The organism is Actinoplanes sp. NPDC051475 (assembly GCF_040689425.1).
GTDB lineage: Bacteria > Actinomycetota > Actinomycetes > Mycobacteriales > Micromonosporaceae > Actinoplanes.
The window spans coordinates 245,621-268,133 of the sequence record NZ_JBFAZZ010000013.1 but is presented as its reverse complement, the minus strand read 5'-3'; the positions used below and the strand labels follow the sequence as shown (position 1 = coordinate 268,133).

The window sequence follows — 22,513 nt, the reverse complement described above, 5'->3', positions numbered from 1 at the left end:
AGAATGTCACCATGCTGCGAGGCTTGGTGCGGCACCTTATGTCGGTCGCTTTGGCGCTGGCGTCGATGATCTCCGGATTGGCGTTTCTGCAGTGGCTCCGGTGGCTTCCGGCGGCCGAGCTCGATCGGGTCGACAAGATCTCCAGCGGTCTCTCGCTGGTGGTCGCCCTGGCGGGCCTGCTGGTGGCGATCGGATCCTGGGCGGGCCAGCGCGCCTGTGCGCCGTCGTGGGCGGCCAGTGAGCAGGAGAAGGCTGTACTTGACCATCTTGCGCGGCGGAAGTCGCGGTTGCTGGGCGAGGAGGCGGCACGCCAGGGACTGCATCCACCGTTCCTGCAACCGATCCGCTGGGCCGGTCAGGCGGCATCCGGCGATGTCCATGATCTCGCTGCGTTCTATCTGAGTCTTTCCGTGCGTCAGATGGTCGTCCTGGGCGCGGCGGGCAGCGGCAAGAGTGCGATGGCGTTGCGGCTGGCGATCGATCTGCTCGACGGGTCCGGCCTCGTCCCGGTGGTCCTGCCACTCTCATCCTGGGGTCCGACGCAGAGCCTCGACGCGTGGCTGGCCGCGGCCTTGCTCCGCGAGCATCCCGAGCTGGCCGACGATCAGCGCTTCGGCAAGGCAGCCGTCGCGTGCGCCGCGAGCCGGGTGCTGCCGATCCTCGACGCGTTCGACGAGATTCCCCCAGAAGCGCAGGTCCCGACCCTGAGACGGCTCCGCGCCGAACTGGCCGCGGGCCGGCCACTCGTCCTGATCTCGCAGGACAAGCCGTTTCGAGCCGCGGTGGAACAAGCCGGGTCGACACTTCCTCGAGCGACAGAGGTCGAGGTGCAGCCACTTCGCGCCGACGAGTCCGCGAGCTTCCTCCGGGCCGGTCAGCACGGCGGCGAGGCGCGGTGGCAAGCCGTCATTGAGCGGGTCGAGGGAAAGCCGAGGGGAGGGCTCGCCTTGCTGCTGTCGTCACCTCTCATGATCTATCTGGCTCGCACCGCCTACGAAGACCCGCGAACGGATCCTGGCGACCTCATCGCGATGACGGTTCCCCAGGCACGCGCCGTGCTGATGGGAGCGTTCATCCCGGCGGTCTACGGTGGGTTGCAGAACCGCGCCGACCGGCCTCTCCGGCATTATCCCGTGGTGAAGGCCGAGCGATGGTTACGGTTCCTTGCCCGGCGCATGGTTGCCCGAGACATGCCCGGGCTGTCCTGGTGGCGACTGCCCGAACTCAGCACTGCCGCGATCGTGACGCTGCGGTCCGCTGTCTCTCTCGCGGCTCTGGTCTTCATTGGCTTGCGGTGGGGCCTGCTCATCGGTGTTGGATTCGCGTTCGCGGCAAGGAATGCGCTTGGTTCGCTGCAACCCGCTCCTCGCCCTGTCCGAGCCCAACTGCGCGCCGGGGGGATCATCGGTGGGGCCGTGGTCGGCGGTGCGGCCGCGATCATGGCCGCCGCGTTCCTCATCCCCGACGGCTCGCTCTTCGTCGCCGTCCTGTTCGGGCTTGTGATCAGCTTGGCGACCGCACTCATGGTCAATGTTCTCGCCGGTCGCACGAGAGACGACGATGACTTCGACATGCGTGCGTCGCTTCGCGATGACCGAACTCTGCTGCTGACCGTTCTGGTGATCTCGGGGTTGTCGGGCCTTCGCTCTGCCGCCCAGTGGAATCCGGGATCGGGGGTGCAACAATTCGGCCGTACGGCGGTCTTCCTGCTGATCGGTTGTGCCTACGCTCAGGCCGGTGTGCCGTGGCTACGGTTCGCCTGGACCAAGCTGTTCCTGGCGATGACTCGCCGCCTGCCGCTGCGCATGGTGGCGTTCATGGAAGACGCGCACCGTCGAGGTGTACTCAGGCGCTCCGGTGCCACTTACGAGTTTCGGCACTCCACCTTTCTGCGATATCTCGGTTCACGCCCCCTCGGCCACGTGCTGACGACAGATCAGCAGGCGTCGTCCGGGGACGCACCGCCGGGCGATTCAGCTGACGTTCCAGGTGCTCCCGTGCCGAATCGGCGTGCGCAAGGGTGATCAAGAGCTGTCACGTCTCGCACTCGGACGTGGGACTCGCGCAGGATCGAGGCGAACGGACGCGAGGGGTCAGTACTCGAGGTGCTGGCGGGTCAGCTTGGCGACCTTCTCGACGAGGGCGATGCCGGACTCCATCGACTGGTTGTTGTGCGACAGCACCGCCACCGAGACGTCGGTCTCCTTGTCGCTCGAGACCACCCGACCGATCGTGTTGATCGCCCAGAGGCCACCGTCTGCCGATCGGGTGTCCCAGCCGTTCTTGACGGTCGCCGCCTCGCCGGCCTGGGCGATCGACGGGACGCCCCAGTCCTGGGCGTCGTCGACCGAGTTCATCAGGGTGAAGGCGGTCTTCCGGGAGTCCGCGTCCAGCGGCCCTTTGGTGTCGACCAGCTCGGAGAGGAGCTTGACCTGGTCGTTGACGGTCGTCTTGGTCAGGCCCCAGGCGGTGTTGACGGTCGTCTGGGTCAGCCCGAGGCGCTGGTTGCACTTGGTGATCGCGCCGCGGCCGCCGAGGTGCTGGAAGAGCGACGTGGTCGCGTTGTTGTCGCTGAGCCGGATCATCGGCCGGGCCAGGTTCATCTCTCCGGACGTCGGTTCGCGGCCGGCGTCCTGGGACTTCAGCAGCAGGCAGGCCAGCACCTGGGCCTTGACGATGCTGGCGGTGTCGTACCGCTCGGCGCCCCGGTAGGAGTAGCGCTCGCCGGTCTTCTTGTCGAGGATCGCGACGGAGAATTCGGGGGCGGTGGCCGCGAGCTTCTTGAGGGCGGCGTCGAGCTTCTTGGCCTGGGCCGCCCGCTTGGCCTTCGCGAGTTCCTCGGGGCTGGGTCCGGTCGGTGACGGGGCCGCGCTCGGGGCGCGGCCGTCATCGCCGAAGGACAGGGAGCTGGGCAGGAAGCCGCCGCCGGTGCCGCCGCTGTCGTCCCGCATGCCCAGGCCGATCAGGGCGCCGCCGCCCACGATCACCGCCGCCGCCACCGCGAAGATCCAGAGTCGGGTACGTCGCACCCATGCATAGTGCCGTGCCCGGCGCGAGATCCCAAACCGGTCGACTCTCGGCATGATCACGTGCACGGTTGGTGACGAAGGTTCTGGGCACAATGGTGGGCATGGCTCTGCTGCCCTCCCCCGCCGCCCTGGTCGAATTCTCCCGATATGCCGTCGTTCAAGTGGTGGAAACGGCCGCCGCTGTGGCCACCGTGCCGATCCGGCTGCTGGGCCTGCTCGGCCAGACGGAGTTGCTGGTCAGCCGCATCACCGTGCTCGCCGAGCGCGCCGACGGCCTGATCGGCCGGGTGGAGCGCGCGGTCGGCGACGCCGAAGCGCTGATCGCCCGGGTCGGCGGCACGGTCGGCGGCGCGCAGACCCTCATGTCCCGCCTGGACCACACGGCCGCGGAGGCGGAGACGCTCGTCGGCCGGGTCGACCGCACCGCGATCGCGGTGGAGGGCATGGTCGCCCGCGTCGACCGCACGGCCGCCGACGCCGAGGGGCTCATCGCCCGGGTCGACCGGACGGCCGGCGAGGCGGGGATGCTGGTCGCCGGCGTCGGGGGCACCGCCGTGGACGCTGCGGAGGCCATCCGGGAGACCAAGGCGATCCTGGCGGCGGTCGCGCTGGCGGTCGACGAGGTCGCCCGGATCACCGGCACGGCGGCGGGCATCGTGGAGCAGGCGCAGACCACGTCGGCGGAGGCCCGCGAGCTGCTCGACGGCTACGCGCCCACGCTGCGCCGGGCGGCCCCGCTGGCCGCCCGGTTCATCGAGGAGCTGACGCCCGAGGAGGTCACGGCGGCGATCAAGATGATCGACGAGCTGCCCCGCCTGCGGGAGCACCTGAGCCACGACGTGATGCCGCTGCTCGGCAAGCTCGACCAGGTGGGGCCGGACCTGCACGCCCTGCTCGAGGTCACCAACGACCTGCACCTGGCGATCATCGGCCTGCCGGGGCTCAAGCTGCTGCGCCGGCGGGGCGAGGAGCGGGTGGCGGAAGAGGGCTGAGCGGAACAAGGCTGAATTGCCGAGCCCCATTCCGATAAACCGGCCATGTTGGACCCTCCAATTCGGTGATACGGTACGACTCCCCCGCTCACCATCTGCCGCGATACGGGACGGGAAATGACATATCTGGTGGAGGTCCCAGTCCATTCCGGTGGTCGCCTTCTGGTGCAGGTGACCCCCGAGGACATACCCGATGAGCTGGAACTGGCCGCGGTACGCCCGGGAGAGATCATCGCCCGTGCCGCGCAGCCGTTGGAGGACGCGCTCGATCAGCTCAAGCCGGCGGTGGAGGCCGTTCATGATCGCCTGATGGCGATGACGCCGGACGAGGTCACCGTCGAATTCGGCATTGTGCTCGGTGCGGAGACCGGAGTGGTCGTCGCGAAGGGCTCGACCGAAGTGCATTTCACCGTCACCCTGAAATGGAAGAACGGCAGCCGCCGACCGGGAGGGACCGGGCCCGTTGCCTGAACGCTGGTCCGACGAGGACGCCCAGGCAGCCATCGTCTGCGTCGTCGGTGCGACGGGGCAGTCCGTCGGCATGGGCGTTCTGCTCGGCGAGCGCCGTGTGCTCACCTGCGCGCACGTGGTGAACGCGGCCCTGCAGCGTCCGGAGCGTGCGCAGCAGCCGCCGACGGACGTGGTGAGCGTCGGCTTTCCGCTGCTCGGGGACCACTCCTCCGACGTGGTGGAGGCCCGGGTGGAGCGGTGGGTCCCCCCTTCGAGCGATCGCAGCGCCGGCGACGACATCGCGCTGCTGACCCTGCTGACCGGTCCTCCGGCGGGGGCGCGGCCGACGCTGCTGCTGGTGAATCCGCCGGCCCGGGGTGCCGACGTGCACATGTTCGGCCGTCCCCTGCACCGCGCCGGCGGCGTGTGGGCCCCTGCCATCATCCGGGGCACGGTGGGCAACGGCCGGATCCAGCTCGACGGTGACGCCGACGCGGCGTGGCAGGCTCAGCGGGGCTTCAGCGGCACCCCGGTGTTCGACGGCGTGACCGGCCGGGTGGCGGGACTGTTCGCCGAGACCACGCCCGGCCGCACCGGAGTCAGGGACGGCTACGCGATCAGCGCCGACCGGCTCCGCCAGGTGTGGCCGGACGTCTTCGCCCGGTCCAGCGGCAAGTCCGGCCCGTACGCCGGCGCGAAGGGGCCCGGCGGCGACGGTGGTACCCGGCAAGGTCCCCTGACGGTGCTCCACGTGTCCGACCCGCAGTTCGGCCGCCACCACCTGTTCGGCGGCAACGGCCTCACCGCCGCCGACCAGGCCCGGGACACCCTCTTCCAGCGGCTGCACGACGACCTCGACCGGTTGGCGGCGGATCCCGGCTTGCGCCCGGACCTCGTGGTCGTCTCCGGCGACCTCGCCGAGTGGGGGCTGCGCAGCGAGTTCGAGGAGGTCGGCAGGTTCCTCGTCGCCCTGTCCGAGGCGGTGCAACTGCCGCGGCACCGGGTGGTGGTCGTCCCGGGCAATCACGACGTGAACCGCAAGCTGTGCGAAGGCTATTTCCTGCGCCAGGAGGGCGAGGAGCAGCCGGTCGCCCCTCCGTACTGGCCCAAGTGGGAACCGTTCGCCGAGATGTTCCGCGGCTTCTACGACCCGGTGCCCGGTGTCGTCTTCAGCCCTGGGGAGCCCTGGACGTTGTTCGAGATGCCCGACCTGGCGGTGGTCGTGGCGGGCCTGAACTCCACGATGGCCGAGAGCCACCGGGACGAGGACCACTACGGCTGGCTGGGCGAGGAGCAGCTGCGGTGGTTCGCCGATCGGCTGGAGTCCTACCGTGACCGGGGGTGGCTGCGGCTGGGGGTGGTGCACCACAACGCGGTGCGCGGCGCGGCGCGGGACGACGAGAACCTGCGGGACGCCGACGATCTCGACCGCTGGCTCGGGCAGCCCCGCCTGCTCAATTTGCTGCTGCACGGTCACACCCACGACGCGCGGTTGCACCGGCTCCCGTCCGGGCTGGTAGCACTGTCGACCGGGAGCGCGGCGGTCGACGCGCCGGCGCGCCCGACCGAGGTGCCCAACCAGTACCAGCTGCTCACCATCGACGGCGAGGGCGTGACCCGCTGTGCCCGCCAGTACGCGGTCGGCCAGAAGCGCTGGATCAGCGATCCCCGGATCAGCGACAGCGGCTCGGATTGGCGGGTGCGCGAACGGCAGAGGTTCGACGGCGTCCACGCCACTTTCCCCGACGCTGCCCACAAGCTCGGCGAGTCGGCGCAGTCGACCGGCAAACCCGCGACCGCGCCGAGCATGTCCTTCCTCGACCGGGTCCTCGAGGCGACGGCCATCCGTTTCCCCACGGCCGTGGTCACGCCGATCCCCGACCGCGGATATCTGCGGGTCACCTGCCGGACGGACGGCGTGACGATCCAGTGGCCCGTCGGTGTGGTGGACGGCGAGCTGACCGAGGCCTCAGTCGACGACTTCGCCGCCGTCCATGCCCAGTTCGCGGCGGCGGATCCGACCGTACCGTCCGAACTGGTTTGCAGTGGGCGGCCACCGGGCCCCGGACTCGTGCTTTACGCGCGGCACGCCGGGCTTCGCACCGTGCGCAGTTTCGTGGAATACCAGGGCCTGCTCGATCTCCGTACGCTGGCCGAGCGCCAGTCCGAGCGGCTCGCCGCCGACCCGCTCTATCCGGGCAGCCTCTACGTGCAGCAGCGCTATCGCCTGCTCGGCGCCCGCGCCGGCGAGGTCCGGGAGAACCTCCTCGACCAGGTCATCGACTGGCTGGGGGCGGAGTCCGCCCGGTTCCTGATGGTGCTGGGCGACTTCGGCCGCGGCAAGACGTCCCTGCTTCGCCAGCTTGCCCGGACCATGTCCGAGGCGCTGCCCGGTGTCCTGCCGATCCTGATCGAGCTGCGCAGCCTCGAGAAGGCGCCCTCGATCGACGAACTGCTGGCCCAGTATCTGATCCGCCAGGGTGTCGAGGACTTCAACTCCCGGAAGCTGGAGTACATGATCCGGTCCGGCCGGGTCGCCCTGCTGTTCGACGGATTCGACGAGCTCGAGCTGCGGGTCGGCTACGACAACGCCGCCGACTATCTGCAGGTGCTGCTGAGCTCGGTGACCGGTCAGGCCAAGGTCGTGCTCACGAGCCGTACCCAGCATTTCCTCTCGGACGACCAGGTGCGTACAGCTCTCGGGCAGCGCATCGCCGGCCTGGGCGCGTCCCGCATCGTCGTGCTGGAGGACTTCACCCCCGAGCAGATCCTCACCTTCCTCGCCAACCAGTACGGCGGGGACGAGGCCCGGGCGGCGGCCCGCTTCGCCGTCCTCAACGAGATCGAGGACCTGCTCGGCCTGTCCCGCAATCCCCGGATGCTCGCCTGGATCTCCGCGCTCGACGACGACCGGCTGCGGGAGATCCAGTCCCAGTCCGGGCGGATCAGCGCCGCCGAGCTCTACCACGAGCTGGTCGATCACTGGCTGATCGGGGAGACCACGCGGCAGACGCACCGGCACGGCCTGCCGACGCTGGCCGCGCGGGAACGCCTGGCCGCCTGCACGGAGCTCGCCGTGCGCCTGTGGTCCTCGACATCGCCCGTCATCGCGCTGGGCACGCTGACGGCCACGGTCGCCTCTACCCTGACGGCCCTCGCCGATCGCGGGTACGACATCGACCAGGTGGCCCACGCGGTGGGTTCGGGCTCGCTGCTGGTGCGTACCGAAGAAGGGGGGTTCGCGTTCGTCCACGCCTCGGTCATGGAATGGCTCGTCGCCGACGCCGCGGCCCGCCAGGTCGTCACCGACGGGTCGCACGACCTCCTGGGGAGCCGGCAGATGTCCCGGCTCATGGTCGACTTCTTCATCGACCTGGCCGATCCCGGGAGGGCGCACCTCTGGGCCCGGACGATCGTCGCCGCGACGGACGCGCCGGCCACCGCGAAACAGAACGCCCTGGCCGTCCTCGCGCGCGTCGCCCGGACCCTGCCCGACGAGTTCGAGGTGCTGGAGCGGCAGCAGCTGGCCGGAGTCGACCTGCGCGGCCAGGACCTCGCGGGCCGGGACCTGCGGCAGACGGACATGCGCGGGGCGGACCTGCGGGGCATGCGGCTCATCGACGTCGACCTGGCCGGCGCCGACCTCACGGAGGCGCGCCTGGACGGCGCCCAGCTGATCGGCGGCTCGCTGCGGGAGGCGGTGCTGACCGGCAGCAGCTGGCGGCGGGCCGGCCTGCTGGGAGTCGACGGCATCGACACCGTGGGATCCGACACGGAAGCACCGGTGGAGTGGGATTCCGTGGCCGTGGTCGGCGTCGACCGGAGCGAGCCGATGATCCTCCCGTCGGGCCGGCCGGCCGCGCTCGCCTTCAATGCCGCGGGTGACCTCCTCGCCCTGGCCGTGGGCAGCAACGCGGGCATCGCCGACGTGGACACCGGCCGATTCCTCAGGATCCTGTCCGGTCACACCGGCAGCGTGAACGGCGTGGTGTTCTCCCCGGACGGCACGCTGCTCGCCACCTCGTCCAACGACCACACCGTACGCATCTGGGACATTCGCACCGGCACCAGCGACGCCGTGCTGACCGGGCACACCAAGCCGGTGAACGGCGTGGCGTTCTCGCCCGACGGCACCCTGCTCGCCAGCACATCCGCCGACCACACCGCACGGATCTGGAACGTCCGCGCCCGCACCGGCATTGCTCTGACCGGCCACGAGGACGCGGTACGGGGAGTGGCATTCTCACCGGACGGCACGCTGCTCGCCACCGCCTCCAACGACCACACCGTACGGATCTGGCAGGTCGGCGCCGGCACCGTCATGACGACTCTGACCGGGCACCCCACCGGCGTCAACGCAGTGGCGTTCTCCCCGGACGGCACGCTGCTGGCCACGTCCGCCAGCTTCGACGCCATACGGATCTGGGACATCGCGACCGGAACCATCCGCACCACCCTCGCCACCTCCTCCGTCTACTTCGCCACGTTGAACGAGGTCGCGTTCTCGCCGGACGGCACGCTGCTGGCCACCGCGTCCAACGACCAGACGGTGCAGATCTGGGACGTCGCCACCGGCACCGGCCATACCGCCCTCACCGGTCACGTCGACGACGTGACCGGCGTGGCGTTCTCCCCGGACGGCACCCTGCTCGCCACCACCTCGGCCAACAACACCGCCCAGATCTGGGACATTGCCGCCGGCGCCGTCCGGGTCCAGACCACCAGGGTCTTTCACCACTTCTCCTGGGGGGTGGCGTTCTCGCCGGACGGCACCCTGCTCGCCACCACCTCGGCCGACAACACCGCGCGGATCTGGGACATCGGCACCGGCACCACCCGGGCGCATCTCACCGGCCACACCGAGGACACGACCGGCGTCGCATTCTCCCCGGACGGCACGCTGCTGGCCACGACGTCGAAGGACGGGACCGCGCGCCTCTGGGATACGGCCACCGGCGCCTTCCGTTCCGCTCTCACCAGGGGTGCCCGCCGGAAGACCAGCATGAGCAAACTGCTGTGGGGAGTCGCGTTCTCCCCGGACGGCCGCTTGCTGGTTGCAGCCTGCGGCGACGGGAACGTGCTCTCCTGGGACGTCGCGAACGGCCGCAGCCGCAAGGATTTCACCGGCCTCACCGACGCGGTCTACGGGGTGGCCTTCTCCCCGGACGGCAGCCTGCTGGCCGCCACATCGGTCCGAGGGGAGGCCCGGATCTGGGACGTCGCCACCGGCGCCACTCGCCACACCCTTCGCAACAGCCGCTCGCAACGTCTCTGGGGGGTGACGTTCTCGCCCGACGGCAGGTTGCTGGCCACCACCTCGCCCGACCACGAGGCCTCCCGCCTGTGGGACGTCGCGACCGGCCAGGTCCGGACGGTCCTGTCCGGCCACACGCAGCTTTGGGGCCTCTCCTTCGCCCCTGACGGTTCGGTCGTGGCCGCCGCCTGCAACGACGGAGCGGTACGGATCTGGGACGTCGCCACCGGCGCCGTCCGGACCGTCCTCACCGGACACGTCGACGCGGTGTACGGGGTGGCCTTCTCCCCCGACGGCAGGTTGCTCGCCACGACCTCGAACGACGGAACCGTGCGGATCTGGGACGGCGCGGCGGGCGATCTCCTCGTCACTCTCGTCCCGCTGCCCGAGGGCGGCCACGCGGCTCTTCTCCCGGACGGGAGTTACAAGTTGTCGGGAGAACCCGGCGACATTCTCTGGTGGGCCGTCAAATTGTGTCGCTTCGAGCCGGGCGAGCTCGACCCCTACGACACGAGGGTCGCCCAGCTCGGGGCCGGCGTCGCGGTCCTTCCTCCGGAGGCGAGGATCCGCCATGTCAATGTATAGCCGTTAACATTGACGAAAAAAGCGTGTGACAGTTAGCCTCACCGCATCGTGAGAGCGCTCTCACACCCTTCACCGCGGAGTCCCCCACCGCGGTTCAGGGCCCCCCGACCCCACCGGAGGCACCTGATGCATCCCCCGCTCCCCCGACGCCGGCGCCGCCTCGCCGGCCTGGCCACCGCCGCGATCGTCACGCTCAGCTCCGGCGTACTCGCCGTCACCGTCGCCGGATCCGCCGACGCGGCGACCATCGGCGCCGGCAGTTACACCGAGACGCTGCCCGCCGGCGCCAAGCTCCCCAACGGCTGTGGCTCGCTGGCCACCAACCCGCGGCAGTACGTGACTCCGAACGCGCCCACGGGCGCGGTGCCGACCAACGACTGGTGGTCGTCGCTGCTGTTCAAGAAGGGCGACGACTGCAACTTCTCGCAGCCGCTGTTCGCCGGGCCGGCCTCGTACCGGCCGGTGGCGAGCGGGCTGGGGCTGTCCTACCAGACGGACGCCGCGATCAGCGGTAGCGCCACCGGGCTGGGCGAGTACCACTACCCGTACGCGCAGCACGTGGTCGTCGGGGTCGCCGGGCTCAACGCCTCGCAGGCGCTGGTCGACGGGTGGACCGACTGGACGGTCACACCCTCGTGGAACGACGGGACCCGCACCCTCAAGGCCACCATCGGTCACGGCCTGCCGATGTCGTACTACCAGATCACCGGCGGCGACGCGCTCCTGACCATCACCGGGCCGCCGACCGCGTGGGAGAACAGCGGCAACCGGGTCGGCTTCTCGATCGGCGGGCACGACTACGTCGCGTACGGGCCGGCCGGTTCGACGTGGACGGTCAGCGGCAGCACGATCCGGTCGAGCCTGGCGGGCAAGGGCTACTTCTCCGTCGCGGTGCTCCCGACCCTGTCGAGCGCGAGCACGGCGGACAAGATCGCCCTCGCCGACACCTTCGGCCAGTACGCGCACAACCACGTGACCGGCACCCGCGTCTCGTACACGTACGACCAGAACGCGGGCACGGTGAACACGACGTACTCGGTGACCACGACAGCGCGCGAGGGCAGCGGCTCGGGCACGGTCATCGCGCTCTACCCCCACCAGTGGCGCTCCCTCACCGGCGCGACCCCGCTGGCGCGCACCTACGTCTCGCCGCGCGGAGCGATGAAGGTCGTCACGGGTACGTCGTTCAGCACGTCGATGAAGTACACGGGCGTACTCCCCGAGATCCCGGCGGTCGCAGACTCGAGCGGCACCGACCAGTCCCAGATCACGACGTTCCTCACCGACGAGCTCAACAACCCGTCGGACTTCCGGGGCGACGACACCTACTGGACCGGCAAGGGCCTGGGCCGCGCGGCCCGGATCGCCGAGATCGCCGACCAGCTCAACCTCACCTCGGTCCGTGACTCGGCGCTGAACGAGATCCGCACGCGACTCACGGACTGGTTCACCGCCTCCGCCGGCAAGACGTCGCGGGTGTTCTACTACGACAAGAACTGGGGCACGCTGATCGGCTACCCGGCGTCGTACGCCTCCGACGAGGACCTGAATGATCACCACTTCCACTACGGCTACTACGTCGCCGCGGCGGCCACCCTCGCCAAGTTCGACCCGTCGTGGGCCTCGAGCGCCCGCTACGGCGGCATGGTGGACCTGCTGATCCGCGACGCCAACAACTACGACCGCGGCGACACCCGGTTCCCGTACCTGCGCGACTTCGACATCTACGAGGGTCACGACTGGGCCTCCGGGCACGGCGCGTTCGGGGCGGGCAACAACCAGGAGTCCTCGTCGGAGGGCCAGAACTTCGCCAACGCGCTCATCCAGTGGGGACAGGCCACGGGCAACACCAAGGTTCGCGACGCCGGCATCTGGCTGCACACCACGCAGGCCGCGGCGATCAACGAATACTGGTTCGACGTCCGCAACGAGAACTTCCCGGCGACCTGGGGGCACAACTACTCGGCGATCGTCTGGGGCTCGGGCGGCGCGTACGCGACCTGGTTCTCCGGCGAACACGCGATGGTCGTGGGCATCAACATGCTGCCGATGACCGGCGGGCAGCTCTACCTCGGCGACTACCCGGCCGCCGTCCGTGACACGTACGCCGAGATGGTCCGCAACAACGGCGGCGAGCCGACGGCCTGGCGCGACATCCTCTGGCAGTACCTCGCCCTGGGCGACCCGGACGCGGCGCTCGCCAAGTTCCGGGCCACCGGCTCGTACACGCCGGAGGAGGGCGAGAGCAAGGCCCACACGTTCCACTGGATCCGCAACCTCGCCGCCCTCGGCCAGGTCGACACCGGCGTGACCGCGAACCACCCGCTGGCCAAGGTCTTCACCAAGAACGGCGCGCGGACGTACGTGGCATCCAACATCACCAACACGGCCCTGACCGTGACCTTCTCCGACGGCAGGACGCTGAACGTGCCGGCCGGGCGTACGGTCGCCACCGGCGCGCTGAACTGGACCGGCGGCAACGCGACGGGGGGCGGAACCACCACCCCGCCAACGGATCCGGAGACGCCGTGCACCGGCGGACCGCTGCTCTCGCAGGGCCACACGGCCACCGCGTCGTCGACGGAGTCCGCCGCGTTCCCGGCGAACCTCGCCGTCGACGGCGACACCGCCACCCGCTGGTCCAGCTCGTTCGCCGACCCGCAGTGGCTGCAGGTCGACCTCGGTTCCGCGCAGGAGCTCGGCCGGGTCGAGCTGAACTGGGAGACGGCGTACGGGAAGGCGTACCAGATCCAGACCAGCACGAACGGCACCAGCTGGACCACCGCCGCGACGGTGACCGACGGCGCGGCCGGGACCCGGACGGTGCCGGTCACCGGCACCGCCCGCTACGTCCGGATGAGCGGCACGGAGCGAGGAACGCCCTGGGGCTACTCACTCTGGGAGTTCAAGGTGTACGCCGGCTGCGGCACCGACTAGCAGCCCGGCAACGGCGGCCCTCCCGCGTGGGGGCCGCCGTTTCACATGCCTGGGGATGTCGTGGCGTACTCGCCGATCACCAGCCTGCACGTCGAGGACGGCATGACCGTCGAGGCGTTGTGCGAGGCCGCCTTGACCTACAGCGACAACACCGCGGCCAATCTGCTGCTGCGGCAGCTCGGCGGCCCTGAGGCCGTGACGCGCTACGCCCGCGGCCTCGGCGATCCCGTCACCCGCCTCGACCGGTGGGAGACCGAGCTCAACGACTGGTCGCCCACCGAGATCCGCGACACCACCACGCCGAAGGCGATGGGACGCAACCTTCAGGCGGTGACGCTGGGCACGGCATTGCATCGCGAGGACCGCGCCCGACTGGTCGGGTGGCTGCGCAACAACACCACCGGCGACGCGCGCATCCGTGCCGGGCTGCCGACGGACTGGACCGTCGGCGACAAGACCGGCTCGTCGGACGCGTACGGCGCGGCGAACGACATCGCGCTCGTCGAACCGCCCACGGGTGCGCCGCTCGTGTTGGCCATCTACACCAACCGGCGGGCGGCGGACGACGATTACGACAACACCCTCATCGCCCGTACGGCGACCGCGGTCGTTCGCTCGCTCGGGCGGCTCTGATCAGGGTGCAGAAAGGCCCCGGCGGGCGGCCGGGGCCTTTCTGTGGTGGAGGAATGCTCAGTAGACGGAGACGCCGTAGACGTCGAGCGGCTCGGTCACCGGCTGGAAGAACGTAGTGCCACCGGAGGAGCAGTTGCCGCTGCCGCCGGAGGTCAAACCCAGCGCGGTGCTTCCGGAGTAGAGCGAGCCGCCCGAGTCTCCGGGCTCCGCGCAGACGGTGGTGCGGATCAGGCCGTACACCGAGCCCTGGGCGTAGTTCACGGTCGCGTTGAGCGCCGTGACCTGGCCCGAGTGGGTTCCGGTCGTGCTGCCACGGCGGTAGACGGTGCTGCCGACCGCGGGGGTGCCGGCGCTCGTGATGTCCTGGCCGCCGACGTAGCCGAGGTGCGAGATGCTGGTGTTGGTGTAGCGCACGATGCCGTAGTCGTTGCCCGGGAAGCTGGTGCCGGACCGGGAACCGATGGTCGTGGAGCCGTCACTCCACGAGGAGCCGATGTTGGTGCAGTGACCGGCGGTCAGGAAGTAGTACGTGCTGCCGCTGCGCACGTTGAAGCCGAGCGAGCAGCGCGCACCGCCGGTGTAGATGGCGTCCCCGCCGACGATGGTGGGGCTCAGCGTGCCGGGCACCGACTCGAAGCGCGCCTTGTCGCCGAGCTTGGCCACGACGGCCTTGACGGTGGCGAGCTTCGCGCCGGTCACCGTGCTGTCGCCGGTGACGAGGATCTGGTTGCTCACCGGGTCGAGGGCGAACGAGGTGCCGGGCGTCTTGAGCGTCGCCTTGAGCGTGGAGTCGGCGGCGGCCAGCGCGGCACCGCTGCGCGGCACGTAGCGCGCGGTGGCACCGGAGGCGGTGACGGACCGCGCCGTGGCGGCGTCCGTCACGTTGACGACGAGCTTGCCGGCCGAGTCGACGTACGAGCCGGCGGTCCTGGCCCCGAGCTGGGTGTCGAGGCTGGTGGCGAGGGCGGAGGTGGCGAACGAGGGGTCGGCGGCGGGGCCTGCCGGGGCGGCGGACGCGGGTGACGCGAAGGCGCTGCCGGCGAGCAGGACGGCGGCCAGGCCGACGATCGGTCGGCCGAGCTTGGAGCCGGGGTTACGCACGGGGTCCTCCCAGGGGGATGGGGGCGGTACGCCGGAAGCCCGGCATACCGAGTGCCATCCGCAGTATTGAGAACTTTCGATGACAACTCAAGACTCACGAGCCTCACCTAGATGTTCATCAAACCGGCCCTGACCTGGGGATTCGTCGGTGCCATAGCATCGGGTTATCACTCAACCGGGATGCCGACGAGCGTTAACGATCGTCTGCTATGCGGCCACCGGCACCGGGCGCGCCTGGAGATCGGTGGCGAGGCGATGCGCCTGGGCCCGGATCTCCGGCACCGCTGTCGTCTCCCACTGCGCGCCCCGGCGCAGCGGGCCGATGAGCCAGAGCCGCTCGTGCGGGCGGCCGTCGGCGCCCACCAGCCGGCCCGCCGGGTCGATGTCCAGCCCCAGGCTGTGCGGACCCACCCGGGCGAGGCCCGTGTCGAGCAGGCCACCGACGAGCGGGTCCGCGGCGCCCGGCAGCCGTCCCGGCCCGGCGCAGTTCACGACCGCGGCGTAGTCCGCGAGGCCCGGCCAGGCGGCGACCCCGCCACGGCGGATCTCCAGCAGCCCCGCCTCGCGCAGGGCGACCACCCGGGCCGCGATCTCGGGGGCCATCCGGTGCCGGTGACACTCCCAGGCCCGGGCCAGGTGCCGCAGGAAGGCGTCCTGCTCCGCACGCGTCAGCGCGGTCCAGAGCCGGTCGAGGAACGGCCGCATCCCGTCGACGACCGGCCGCCAGTCCCCCGCCTCCCCCGCGGCGGACCGTACGGCCCGGACGACGTCCCGCAGCGTGGCACAGTCGTCCAGCGCCGGGGCGGCCGGCGGTGTGGCCTCGGCGGTGTGCGCCAGCGGCAGCAACCCGCGCCGGCTCACGGCGACCACCGGCGCGGTACGGCGCCCGTCGGCGGTGAGGGTGAGGGCGGCGTCGATGGCGGTCAGGCCGGTGCCGACCAGCAGTACGGGCCGGTCGGGCGGGAGCGCCTCCAGCACGCCGGGCGCCCACGGATCGTCGATCGAGCGGGGGTGTTCCAGGGATTGGCGGGCAGGGGCCAGGCCGCCGGTGGCCAGGATGACGTGGTCGGCGTGTACCGCCGTACCGTCGTCGAGGACGACCGTGCCACCGTCGGCGTCCCCCGCGATGCGGGTCGCCCGGTTGGGACGCAGGCGGAACCGGCCGGGTTCGCCGGCGACGGCCTCGTCGAAGACCTCACGCAGGTAGCGGCCGTACTCGCGGCGCGGCCGGAACTCGGCCGGGGCGGCTGCGGACCAGCGCACGAAGTGATCGGCGTCGCCGGGATCGGCGCTCATCGCGCCGGCTCGCGAGTTGAGCACGTGCCAGGGCTGGGCGTTGCCGTAGGCCACCCCGCCGCCCGGCTCCCCGGGTTCGACGAGGACGACGTCGTCGTCGCTGCATCGCAGCAGCTCCCGCGTCATCAGAACGCCGGAGCACCCGCCTCCGACCACCGCCACCGTGCGCCGCATGGCACCTCCCTATCTCCTATCAACACGATAGGGAAAATCGCCTTTTCGCGCCAGGGAGCACGCCGGTTTCGTCACCGTACGCCATCCGGTCCCACCATCCGGATGGCCGCCGCCGGCCCCCTCGGCTCGGGGGCGACCGGCCTGTGACTGCTTCTCGCTGTGCGGGCGACTCCCCGGGAGAGTGGCGGGGTATCTTCGGTGCGCGCCGCCGGCTCAGGGAGGTGGATCATGGGAAGGGTGACCCGTCGCTCGGCCCTCTGGCAGGCAGATCTCGACGGCGGCGTATGCGCCGCCCCCGAGGAGTGCGTCGAAAGCCTGCGCGGCCGGGAGCACACCCCGCTCGTGCTCGAGCATCGCGACCGCGGCAACACGCCCACGCGGGAGGTCTTCGAGGCTCCGTTGCGGCAGGACGTGGAATGGCAGTTCAGCGGCATCGCCTGGCCGTCCGACGTCCGCCCCGGCGTGCTGGTCAGCGTCTCGTGGCAGGCGGGCAAGGACGAGATCCTGGTGCGCACCACCGCCCTGGACGAACCGATGCGGGTGGACGGCGTCGACTACTTCCACGAATACGACCCGCGCGTCGTCACCCGGGAGTTCGCCGCGGACGGCTCCAACCGCGGGAAGGTGCTGCACGCGGTGCGCAAGCTGGGCCGCATCTTCGAGGACGGCAGCGCGCTGCTGCCCGAGCCCGGGCTCGGGCAGCACTGCGGGCTCGGCCGGGGCGCCCGCGGGACGTTCCTGCTGCGCAACGCCGTCGACCAGCTGATCCGCGAGGGATACCTCACCCGCGTGCCCGGCAGCCTCGACTCGGCGGGATACCCGTCCTATCCCGCCGTCGAGGGACAGAAGCCGGCCGAGATGCTGTTCTACGCACCGCTGGTGGAGCCGGCACCGTATCCGGACGACGAGGATGCGCCGGACGCGGACCGCCGGGAGCACCGGGTGAACGGCTTCGTCCGCAGGCTCCCGCCCGGGGCCCACCCGTCGGAGCGGCAGGTGTCGCTGCACGAGCGGGCCGTCGAGGAGGAAGAGGTGGCGGATCCCCTCGCCCCCGGTTACACCTTCGTGCGCAAGCACCACCGCACCGGCTGAGCGCCCCGGCCGCGGGCGCGGCAACGCCGGCGGCCGGGGAGATCAGAATTCGTTGACGGTGATCGCGGCGTCCTCGGAGAGCCGGTAGCCGACCCCGTACACGGTCGTGACGAAGTCCGGGTCGCCGAGCTTGGTCCGCAGCCGGCTCACGTGCACGTCCACCGTCCGCACGGTGGTGTGGGTGTGGCCCCAGACGTGGCCCAGCAGCTGGCTGCGGCTGAACACCTGCCGCGGGTTGCGGGCCAGGAAGACGAGGAGCTCGTACTCCAGCCGGCTGAGGTCGAGCGTCCGGCCGTCCAGGGTGGCGCTGCGCGGCCGCAGATCCAGGCGGAGGCCGGCGGACGCCGGCTCGGGGCGGGCCGCCACCACGGGCGCGGGCGGGTCCAGGGCCACGTCGGTGCCGGGGCCCGCGGCCTCCACCAGGTCGCGCAGGGCGGCGAGCACCCGCTCGCTCTCCTCGGATCCCGGCGAGCCGAGCGTGATGGTGACCGTCACGGACGAGGCGTTGCCGGCGGAGAGCGGGCGCAACCGGGTGAGGCGGGGCCGACCGGCGGGGCCGCGGCGGGCGGGGGCCGTACGGCTCAGGGACAGGTCGGCGACGGCGAGAACAGACATGCATTGCCTCCGGAGGGTGTCACCGCTGCCGGGTGTCGGCGGCGGGTGAACAATACTTCTCCCATGTGTGGGATAGGTTTAGTGGCGCATCGATGCGCACAGGTTCACGCGAAAGAGGGAACGGCCGGGAAAGGCATCATCGCCGACCCGAGCACAGCATCCGGAAGACTCAGCTCACCGGTTCGGCCCGACAGCGCAACATCTGGCGCTCGCACACCGGAGTAGATCGATGGCGAGGCGGGACGTCAGTCGTACGTCGCGCAACCGCATGTCATCAATCCTTCTCGCTGCGTCCACTCCGGTCAAAACAAATCCACGATGCGGGAGTATTTTCCCCCGAAAGCACCTGGGTTGATCATCGATGCCCGGAAAAGTGACGCCGCACACATTTGACCATTTCGCATCACGGTTCTCGCCGATCTGCGCGGTGCCGTACCCGGACGTTCAGATTCTGCGGGAAGGACGTGAAGGTCGTCCGTTCGGTGACCGGTCCCGCGGAATGGTCCGGCTCCAGATCGAACGCGCGGGACAGCACCGAGACGATGACGGCGGCCTCGATGAGGGCGAGGTTGCGGCCGGGACAGAACCGCGGGCCGGTGCCGAACGGCGCGAACGGCAGGGACTCGGCGGGCAGGTCCCCGTCGAGCCAGCGCTGCGGGCGGAACACGTCCGGCTCCGGGAAACGTCCACGGTCCCGCAGCGCGCCGTACGAGGTGAGCACGAAGATCAGCTTGTCCTCGGGCACCCGCAGCGGACCGTCCTGAGTGTCCAGCGTGACGTCGGCCGTCGGCTGCAGGACCAGGTACGGCGCCACGGGCCGAAGCCGCAGCGTCTCGTCGACCACGGCCTGCGCGTACCGGAGGCGGCTCACCGTGGCGGGGTCGGACGGGAACCACTCGGCGCCGAGCACCTCGTCGGCCTCGGCGCGGACCCTGCGCAGCTCAGCGGGGTTCTCGGCGAGGTAGTGGATCGCCCAGGCCGCGGTGGACGAGGTGGTGTCCTCGCCCGCGAGAAGCATGGTGAGGACGTTGCCGAAGACCTCCTCGTCGGTGGCGGCCGGCTCGTTCTCCAGCGGCTTGACCAGCGCCTCGAGGAACGTGGCCGGCGCCGCACCGGCCGCGATCCGGTTCCGCGCCTCGGCGAACCGGTCGCGGACCAGATCCTCGATCTCGCGCACGGTCGCGTCCAGGCGCCGGTCGCGCGGCAACTTCACATACCGCCAGTACGGGAACGGCGCCTGGATCCGCCGCGCGAGCTCCGGGAACAGCATCGGCAGCCGGCGGTGCAGCCCGTCGCCGGTGTGCTCCAGCGCGTTCAGGTCGTGACCCATCGCCAGGCCGACCGTCACGTCCAGCGTGTAGCGCATCGTGCAGTCGAGCACGTCGACCCGATCCCCGGAGTCCGCGGCGGCGCGCCACAGCCGTTCCAGCCGCTCGGTGACCCGGGTGATGGTGGTGAAGTACTGGCGCAGGTAAGCGGCGTTGAGGCTCTGCGCGGCCACCTTGCGCAGGCGGCGCCAGCGATCCCCCTCGGCGGTGAACACGCCGTGCGGCGCCATCTCGTCGATGATCCGCGACATCACCGCGCTGCGCCGGAAGTCGCCGGGCCGGCGCCGCAACACGACGTCCGCCACGGCCGGGTCCGCGGTGGCGACGGCCTCCTGGCGGGCGAGGTGGAACCGGTAGGTCAGCCCGTAGGCGTCACACCACCGTTCCAGCACGCGGTTCGCGACGCCGCCCCGCACGAATTCCGGCAGGTTGCCGAGGACGGGAAGGGGCCGCGGACCGGGAAGATCGCCGACGGTACGGACGGTCGCGGAGGTACGGCTGGTGTCCACCATGCATCCAGTGTCGTCGCTGACCGCCCCGATGTGCACCTGGCGCCCGCCTCCCTTCCCGATCGCACCTGCCTCGAGGCCAACTCTAAGCGATTTCGGCTCGATATGTAACCCGTACCCCATAGGTTTACTAGGATATGGGATCGACATTGACATCTTTCCAGCGAGGGGGGCACGGTAGGGCCCATGCCCACTCCCTACGGCGGATGCTCGAGCCCCGCCAAGGCTTCAATCGTCCCACTTGGTGGACCACACCCTCGTCACCGCCCGAAGGGGAACCCATGACCGTCAGCTCGCTCGTGGACGCCGACCTCTTCCGTTCCCTGCTGCGGCGCCACGCCGCGGCTGTCGTCGTGATCACCGCGCCTGGCACCCCGCCGGCCGGCTTCACGGCCACCTCGTTCACCTCGGTCTCCCTCGACCCGCCGCTGGTCTCCTTCTGCCTCGCCCGGACCGCCTCGGCATGGCCGGCCGTGCAGACAGCGGAGACCATCGCGGTCCACGTGCTCACCCGCGAGCAGGAGCAGGTCGCGCGCACCTTCGCGACCCGCGGCATCGACCGGTTCGCCACGCACGGCGCGTGGCGAACCGGGCCGGACGGCGTACCGCTGCTCGAGGGCGTGCTCGCCACCCTGGTCTGCCGGGTCACCCAGCGGGTCGACGCCGGCGACCACACGATCGTGCTGGCCACGCCGTCGTCCGGAGAGCACCACGAGGACGCCTCGGTAACCCCGCTCGTCTATCACGACGGCAGCTACGCGCACCTGAAGCGGAGTGCGTAGTGCGCCGACCGGCTCGCTGACTCGCCTGGTGCCTGTCAGGATCGGCGCATGGAGTTCCTGGTCGTCGCCCCGCTGGTCCTGCTCATCCTCGGCCTGATCATGGCGGTGTTCTCGGCGTCGGCGTCGACGAACCGCGACCGCCGGCGTACGGCCGCGCGCCTGGCCGCCATCGAGCACAAGCTCGACGCGGTGATCGCCCACCTCGGCGCGACCGTGCCGGAACCGGAGTACCCGGCCGTGGAGGAGCTGGTGCGGCAGGGCCGGCCGGTCCACGCCGTGCGGGCGTACCGCGCCGAGACGGGCGCCGATCTGCTCACCGCGAAGCAGGCGGTGGACGCGATCAAGGCCCGCATCGGGGCGTAGCCGTGGGGAACCTGTGGGTTCCTATGAAGGCGCTGTCAAAGCCGCAGGCCGTAACGGGCCGCGCCGAATCCCCCTGGTGTACGGGCCGACCGCCGGTCCCGCCGAGGAGGAGAACACCCATGACGTCGATGAGCTCGCTGAGCTCCGCGACCAGCACGTACCGCACGCCGCCGCCCCCGCCGGCCGGGCGTGGCGAGCGCCAGAACCCGATGGCGGCCGTGGCCGAGAAGCTGGGCTTGAGCGCCGACGATCTGAAGAGTCAGCTCAAAGACGGCAAGAGTCTCGAGGACGTCGCCACCGCGCAGGGCGTCTCGCACGACGACCTGATCACCGCGATCAAGGCCGGCATGCCGAGCGACGCCGTCTTCGGGACCGGTGGCGTGGACGCGACCGCGATGGCCGAGAAGATCGCCTCCACCAAGGGCATGCCGCCGCGCCCGCCGGGCGGCCCGCGTGGCGAGAACACCGGGGTGCAGGACTCGTCCAAGCTCAGCCGGCTCAGCGAGCTGCTGGACATGGGCGAGGACGACGTCAGCAGCCAGGCCTCCAGCGCGACGGAACTGGTCAAGCTGCTGCAGAAGAAAGGCGTGGACCTGGGCGCCCTGCGCAACGTGCTCACCAACGGCGACCTCGTCGACGTCGCCGCCTGAGCCCAGGGGGTCCGGCGGGCCACGGGTGACGTATTGGTACTCGTGGTCCCCCCGGCGCCCCGGCAGGCTGGGCGGATGATCACCGTCGCCTCGCTGCTCGGGGTCGCCGCGGTCGCACTCGGCATGGTGCTGACGCCCGGGCCCAACATGATGTACCTCGTCTCGCGCAGCATCACTCAGGGCCGCCGGGCGGGCATCGTCTCCCTGGGCGGCGTCGCGCTCGGGTTCCTCGCCTACCTCACCGCGGCGAATCTGGGCCTGTCGGTCGTCTTCGTGCACGTGCCCGAGGCGTACGTCACGGTCAAGCTGGCCGGGGCGGCGTACCTGGGCTGGCTCGCCATCCGCACGCTGCGCCCGGGCGGGACGTCGGTCTTCACGCCGGGCGAGCTGCCGGTCGACTCGTCGCGCCGGCTGTTCACCATGGGGCTGCTCACCAATCTGCTCAACCCCAAGGCCGCGATCCTGTACCTGTCGCTCATCCCGCAGTTCGTGCGGCCCGAGGCCGGCCACGTGCTGGCTCAGGGGTTCGTGCTCGGGGGCGTACAGATCCTGGTCAGCCTGGCGGTCAACCTCGCGATCATCTGCGCGGCCGGGACCGTCGCGGTCTTCCTCGCCCGCCGCCCCGGCTGGCTCCGGATGCAGCGCTGGCTGATGGGTACGGTGCTCGGCGCGATCGCCGTCCACCTCGCCACCGACCGCGTCCGGCCCGCCTGACCGGCCGAT

General features: G+C 70.8%; 16 protein-coding genes. 11 read left to right on the top strand and 5 right to left on the bottom strand.

From position 1 onward, the window contains the following. Positions 1–11: 11 nt before the first annotated feature. Entirely contained in the window at positions 12–2,024 is a 2,013-nt protein-coding gene (locus AB0368_RS26430; protein WP_366156654.1) for an NACHT domain-containing protein, read from the top strand. Positions 2,025–2,093: 69 nt separating this feature from the next. Here AB0368_RS26430 and AB0368_RS26425 read toward each other — a convergent pair whose 3' ends face one another. Further along, a complete protein-coding gene (locus AB0368_RS26425) occupies positions 2,094–3,029 on the bottom strand; it encodes a serine hydrolase (protein ID WP_366156653.1) in 936 nt (311 codons plus the stop codon). Between the two features lie 101 nt (positions 3,030–3,130). Here AB0368_RS26425 and AB0368_RS26420 point away from each other — a divergent pair, with 101 nt between their 5' ends. From AB0368_RS26420 to bla, 5 genes are all read left to right on the top strand, one after another. After that, positions 3,131–4,021, top strand: coding sequence for a hypothetical protein (locus AB0368_RS26420; RefSeq protein ID WP_366156652.1), 891 nt, complete (start codon positions 3,131–3,133; stop codon positions 4,019–4,021). A gap of 117 nt (positions 4,022–4,138) precedes the next feature. Then, on the top strand, positions 4,139–4,492 hold the full coding sequence (locus AB0368_RS26415; RefSeq protein WP_366156651.1) for a CU044_2847 family protein: 354 nt from the start codon (positions 4,139–4,141) through the stop codon (positions 4,490–4,492). After that, positions 4,485–10,310 carry a metallophosphoesterase gene (locus AB0368_RS26410; RefSeq protein WP_366156650.1) on the top strand — a complete coding sequence of 1,942 codons (5,826 nt, stop codon included), beginning with the start codon at positions 4,485–4,487 and terminating at the stop codon, positions 10,308–10,310. The genes AB0368_RS26415 and AB0368_RS26410 overlap by 8 nt, the downstream gene beginning before the upstream one ends. Positions 10,311–10,436: 126 nt before the next feature. Further along, positions 10,437–13,247, top strand: coding sequence for a glycosyl hydrolase (locus tag AB0368_RS26405; protein WP_366156649.1), 2,811 nt, complete (start codon positions 10,437–10,439; stop codon positions 13,245–13,247). 45 nt (positions 13,248–13,292) lie between these two features. Then, positions 13,293–13,880 (top strand): class A beta-lactamase, encoded by a 588-nt coding sequence (gene bla / locus AB0368_RS26400; protein ID WP_366156648.1) that lies wholly within the window; start codon positions 13,293–13,295, stop codon positions 13,878–13,880. A 57-nt stretch (positions 13,881–13,937) separates the two neighbouring features. On the opposite strand, the gene AB0368_RS26395 is transcribed toward bla, so the two are convergent. Both AB0368_RS26395 and AB0368_RS26390 read right to left on the bottom strand, forming a co-directional pair. Then, positions 13,938–14,981, bottom strand: a complete 1,044-nt coding sequence (locus AB0368_RS26395; RefSeq protein WP_366156647.1) for a S1 family peptidase — start codon at positions 14,979–14,981, stop codon at positions 13,938–13,940. 207 nt (positions 14,982–15,188) lie between these two features. Next, positions 15,189–16,451, bottom strand: coding sequence for an FAD/NAD(P)-binding protein (locus AB0368_RS26390; protein WP_366156646.1), 1,263 nt, complete (start codon positions 16,449–16,451; stop codon positions 15,189–15,191). A gap of 228 nt (positions 16,452–16,679) precedes the next feature. Here AB0368_RS26390 and AB0368_RS26385 point away from each other — a divergent pair, with 228 nt between their 5' ends. Continuing rightward, entirely contained in the window at positions 16,680–17,543 is an 864-nt protein-coding gene (locus AB0368_RS26385) for a hypothetical protein (protein WP_366156645.1), read from the top strand. A 42-nt stretch (positions 17,544–17,585) separates the two neighbouring features. On the opposite strand, the gene AB0368_RS26380 is transcribed toward AB0368_RS26385, so the two are convergent. Together AB0368_RS26380 and AB0368_RS26375 are read right to left on the bottom strand one after the other, a co-directional pair. After that, a complete protein-coding gene (locus AB0368_RS26380) occupies positions 17,586–18,158 on the bottom strand; it encodes a winged helix-turn-helix domain-containing protein (RefSeq protein ID WP_366156644.1) in 573 nt (190 codons plus the stop codon). A gap of 403 nt (positions 18,159–18,561) precedes the next feature. Then, positions 18,562–19,998, bottom strand: coding sequence for a cytochrome P450 (locus AB0368_RS26375; RefSeq protein WP_366156643.1), 1,437 nt, complete (start codon positions 19,996–19,998; stop codon positions 18,562–18,564). Positions 19,999–20,276: 278 nt separating this feature from the next. Between AB0368_RS26375 and AB0368_RS26370 the strand changes: the two genes are divergently transcribed. The 4 genes from AB0368_RS26370 to AB0368_RS26355 all read left to right on the top strand — a co-directional run bounded on the left by AB0368_RS26370 (position 20,277) and on the right by AB0368_RS26355 (position 22,504). Further along, positions 20,277–20,777: a flavin reductase family protein gene (locus tag AB0368_RS26370; RefSeq protein ID WP_366156642.1), complete on the top strand. Its 501-nt coding sequence runs from the start codon at positions 20,277–20,279 to the stop codon at positions 20,775–20,777. 48 nt (positions 20,778–20,825) lie between these two features. Further along, positions 20,826–21,140: a hypothetical protein gene (locus tag AB0368_RS26365; RefSeq protein ID WP_366156641.1), complete on the top strand. Its 315-nt coding sequence runs from the start codon at positions 20,826–20,828 to the stop codon at positions 21,138–21,140. A gap of 119 nt (positions 21,141–21,259) precedes the next feature. Then, positions 21,260–21,790, top strand: a complete 531-nt coding sequence (locus tag AB0368_RS26360; RefSeq protein ID WP_366156640.1) for a hypothetical protein — start codon at positions 21,260–21,262, stop codon at positions 21,788–21,790. A gap of 75 nt (positions 21,791–21,865) precedes the next feature. Next, the gene (locus AB0368_RS26355) at positions 21,866–22,504 is read left to right on the top strand and encodes a LysE family translocator (RefSeq protein WP_366156639.1); all 639 of its coding nucleotides are present in this window, start codon (positions 21,866–21,868) and stop codon (positions 22,502–22,504) included. Positions 22,505–22,513: the final 9 nt, after the last annotated feature.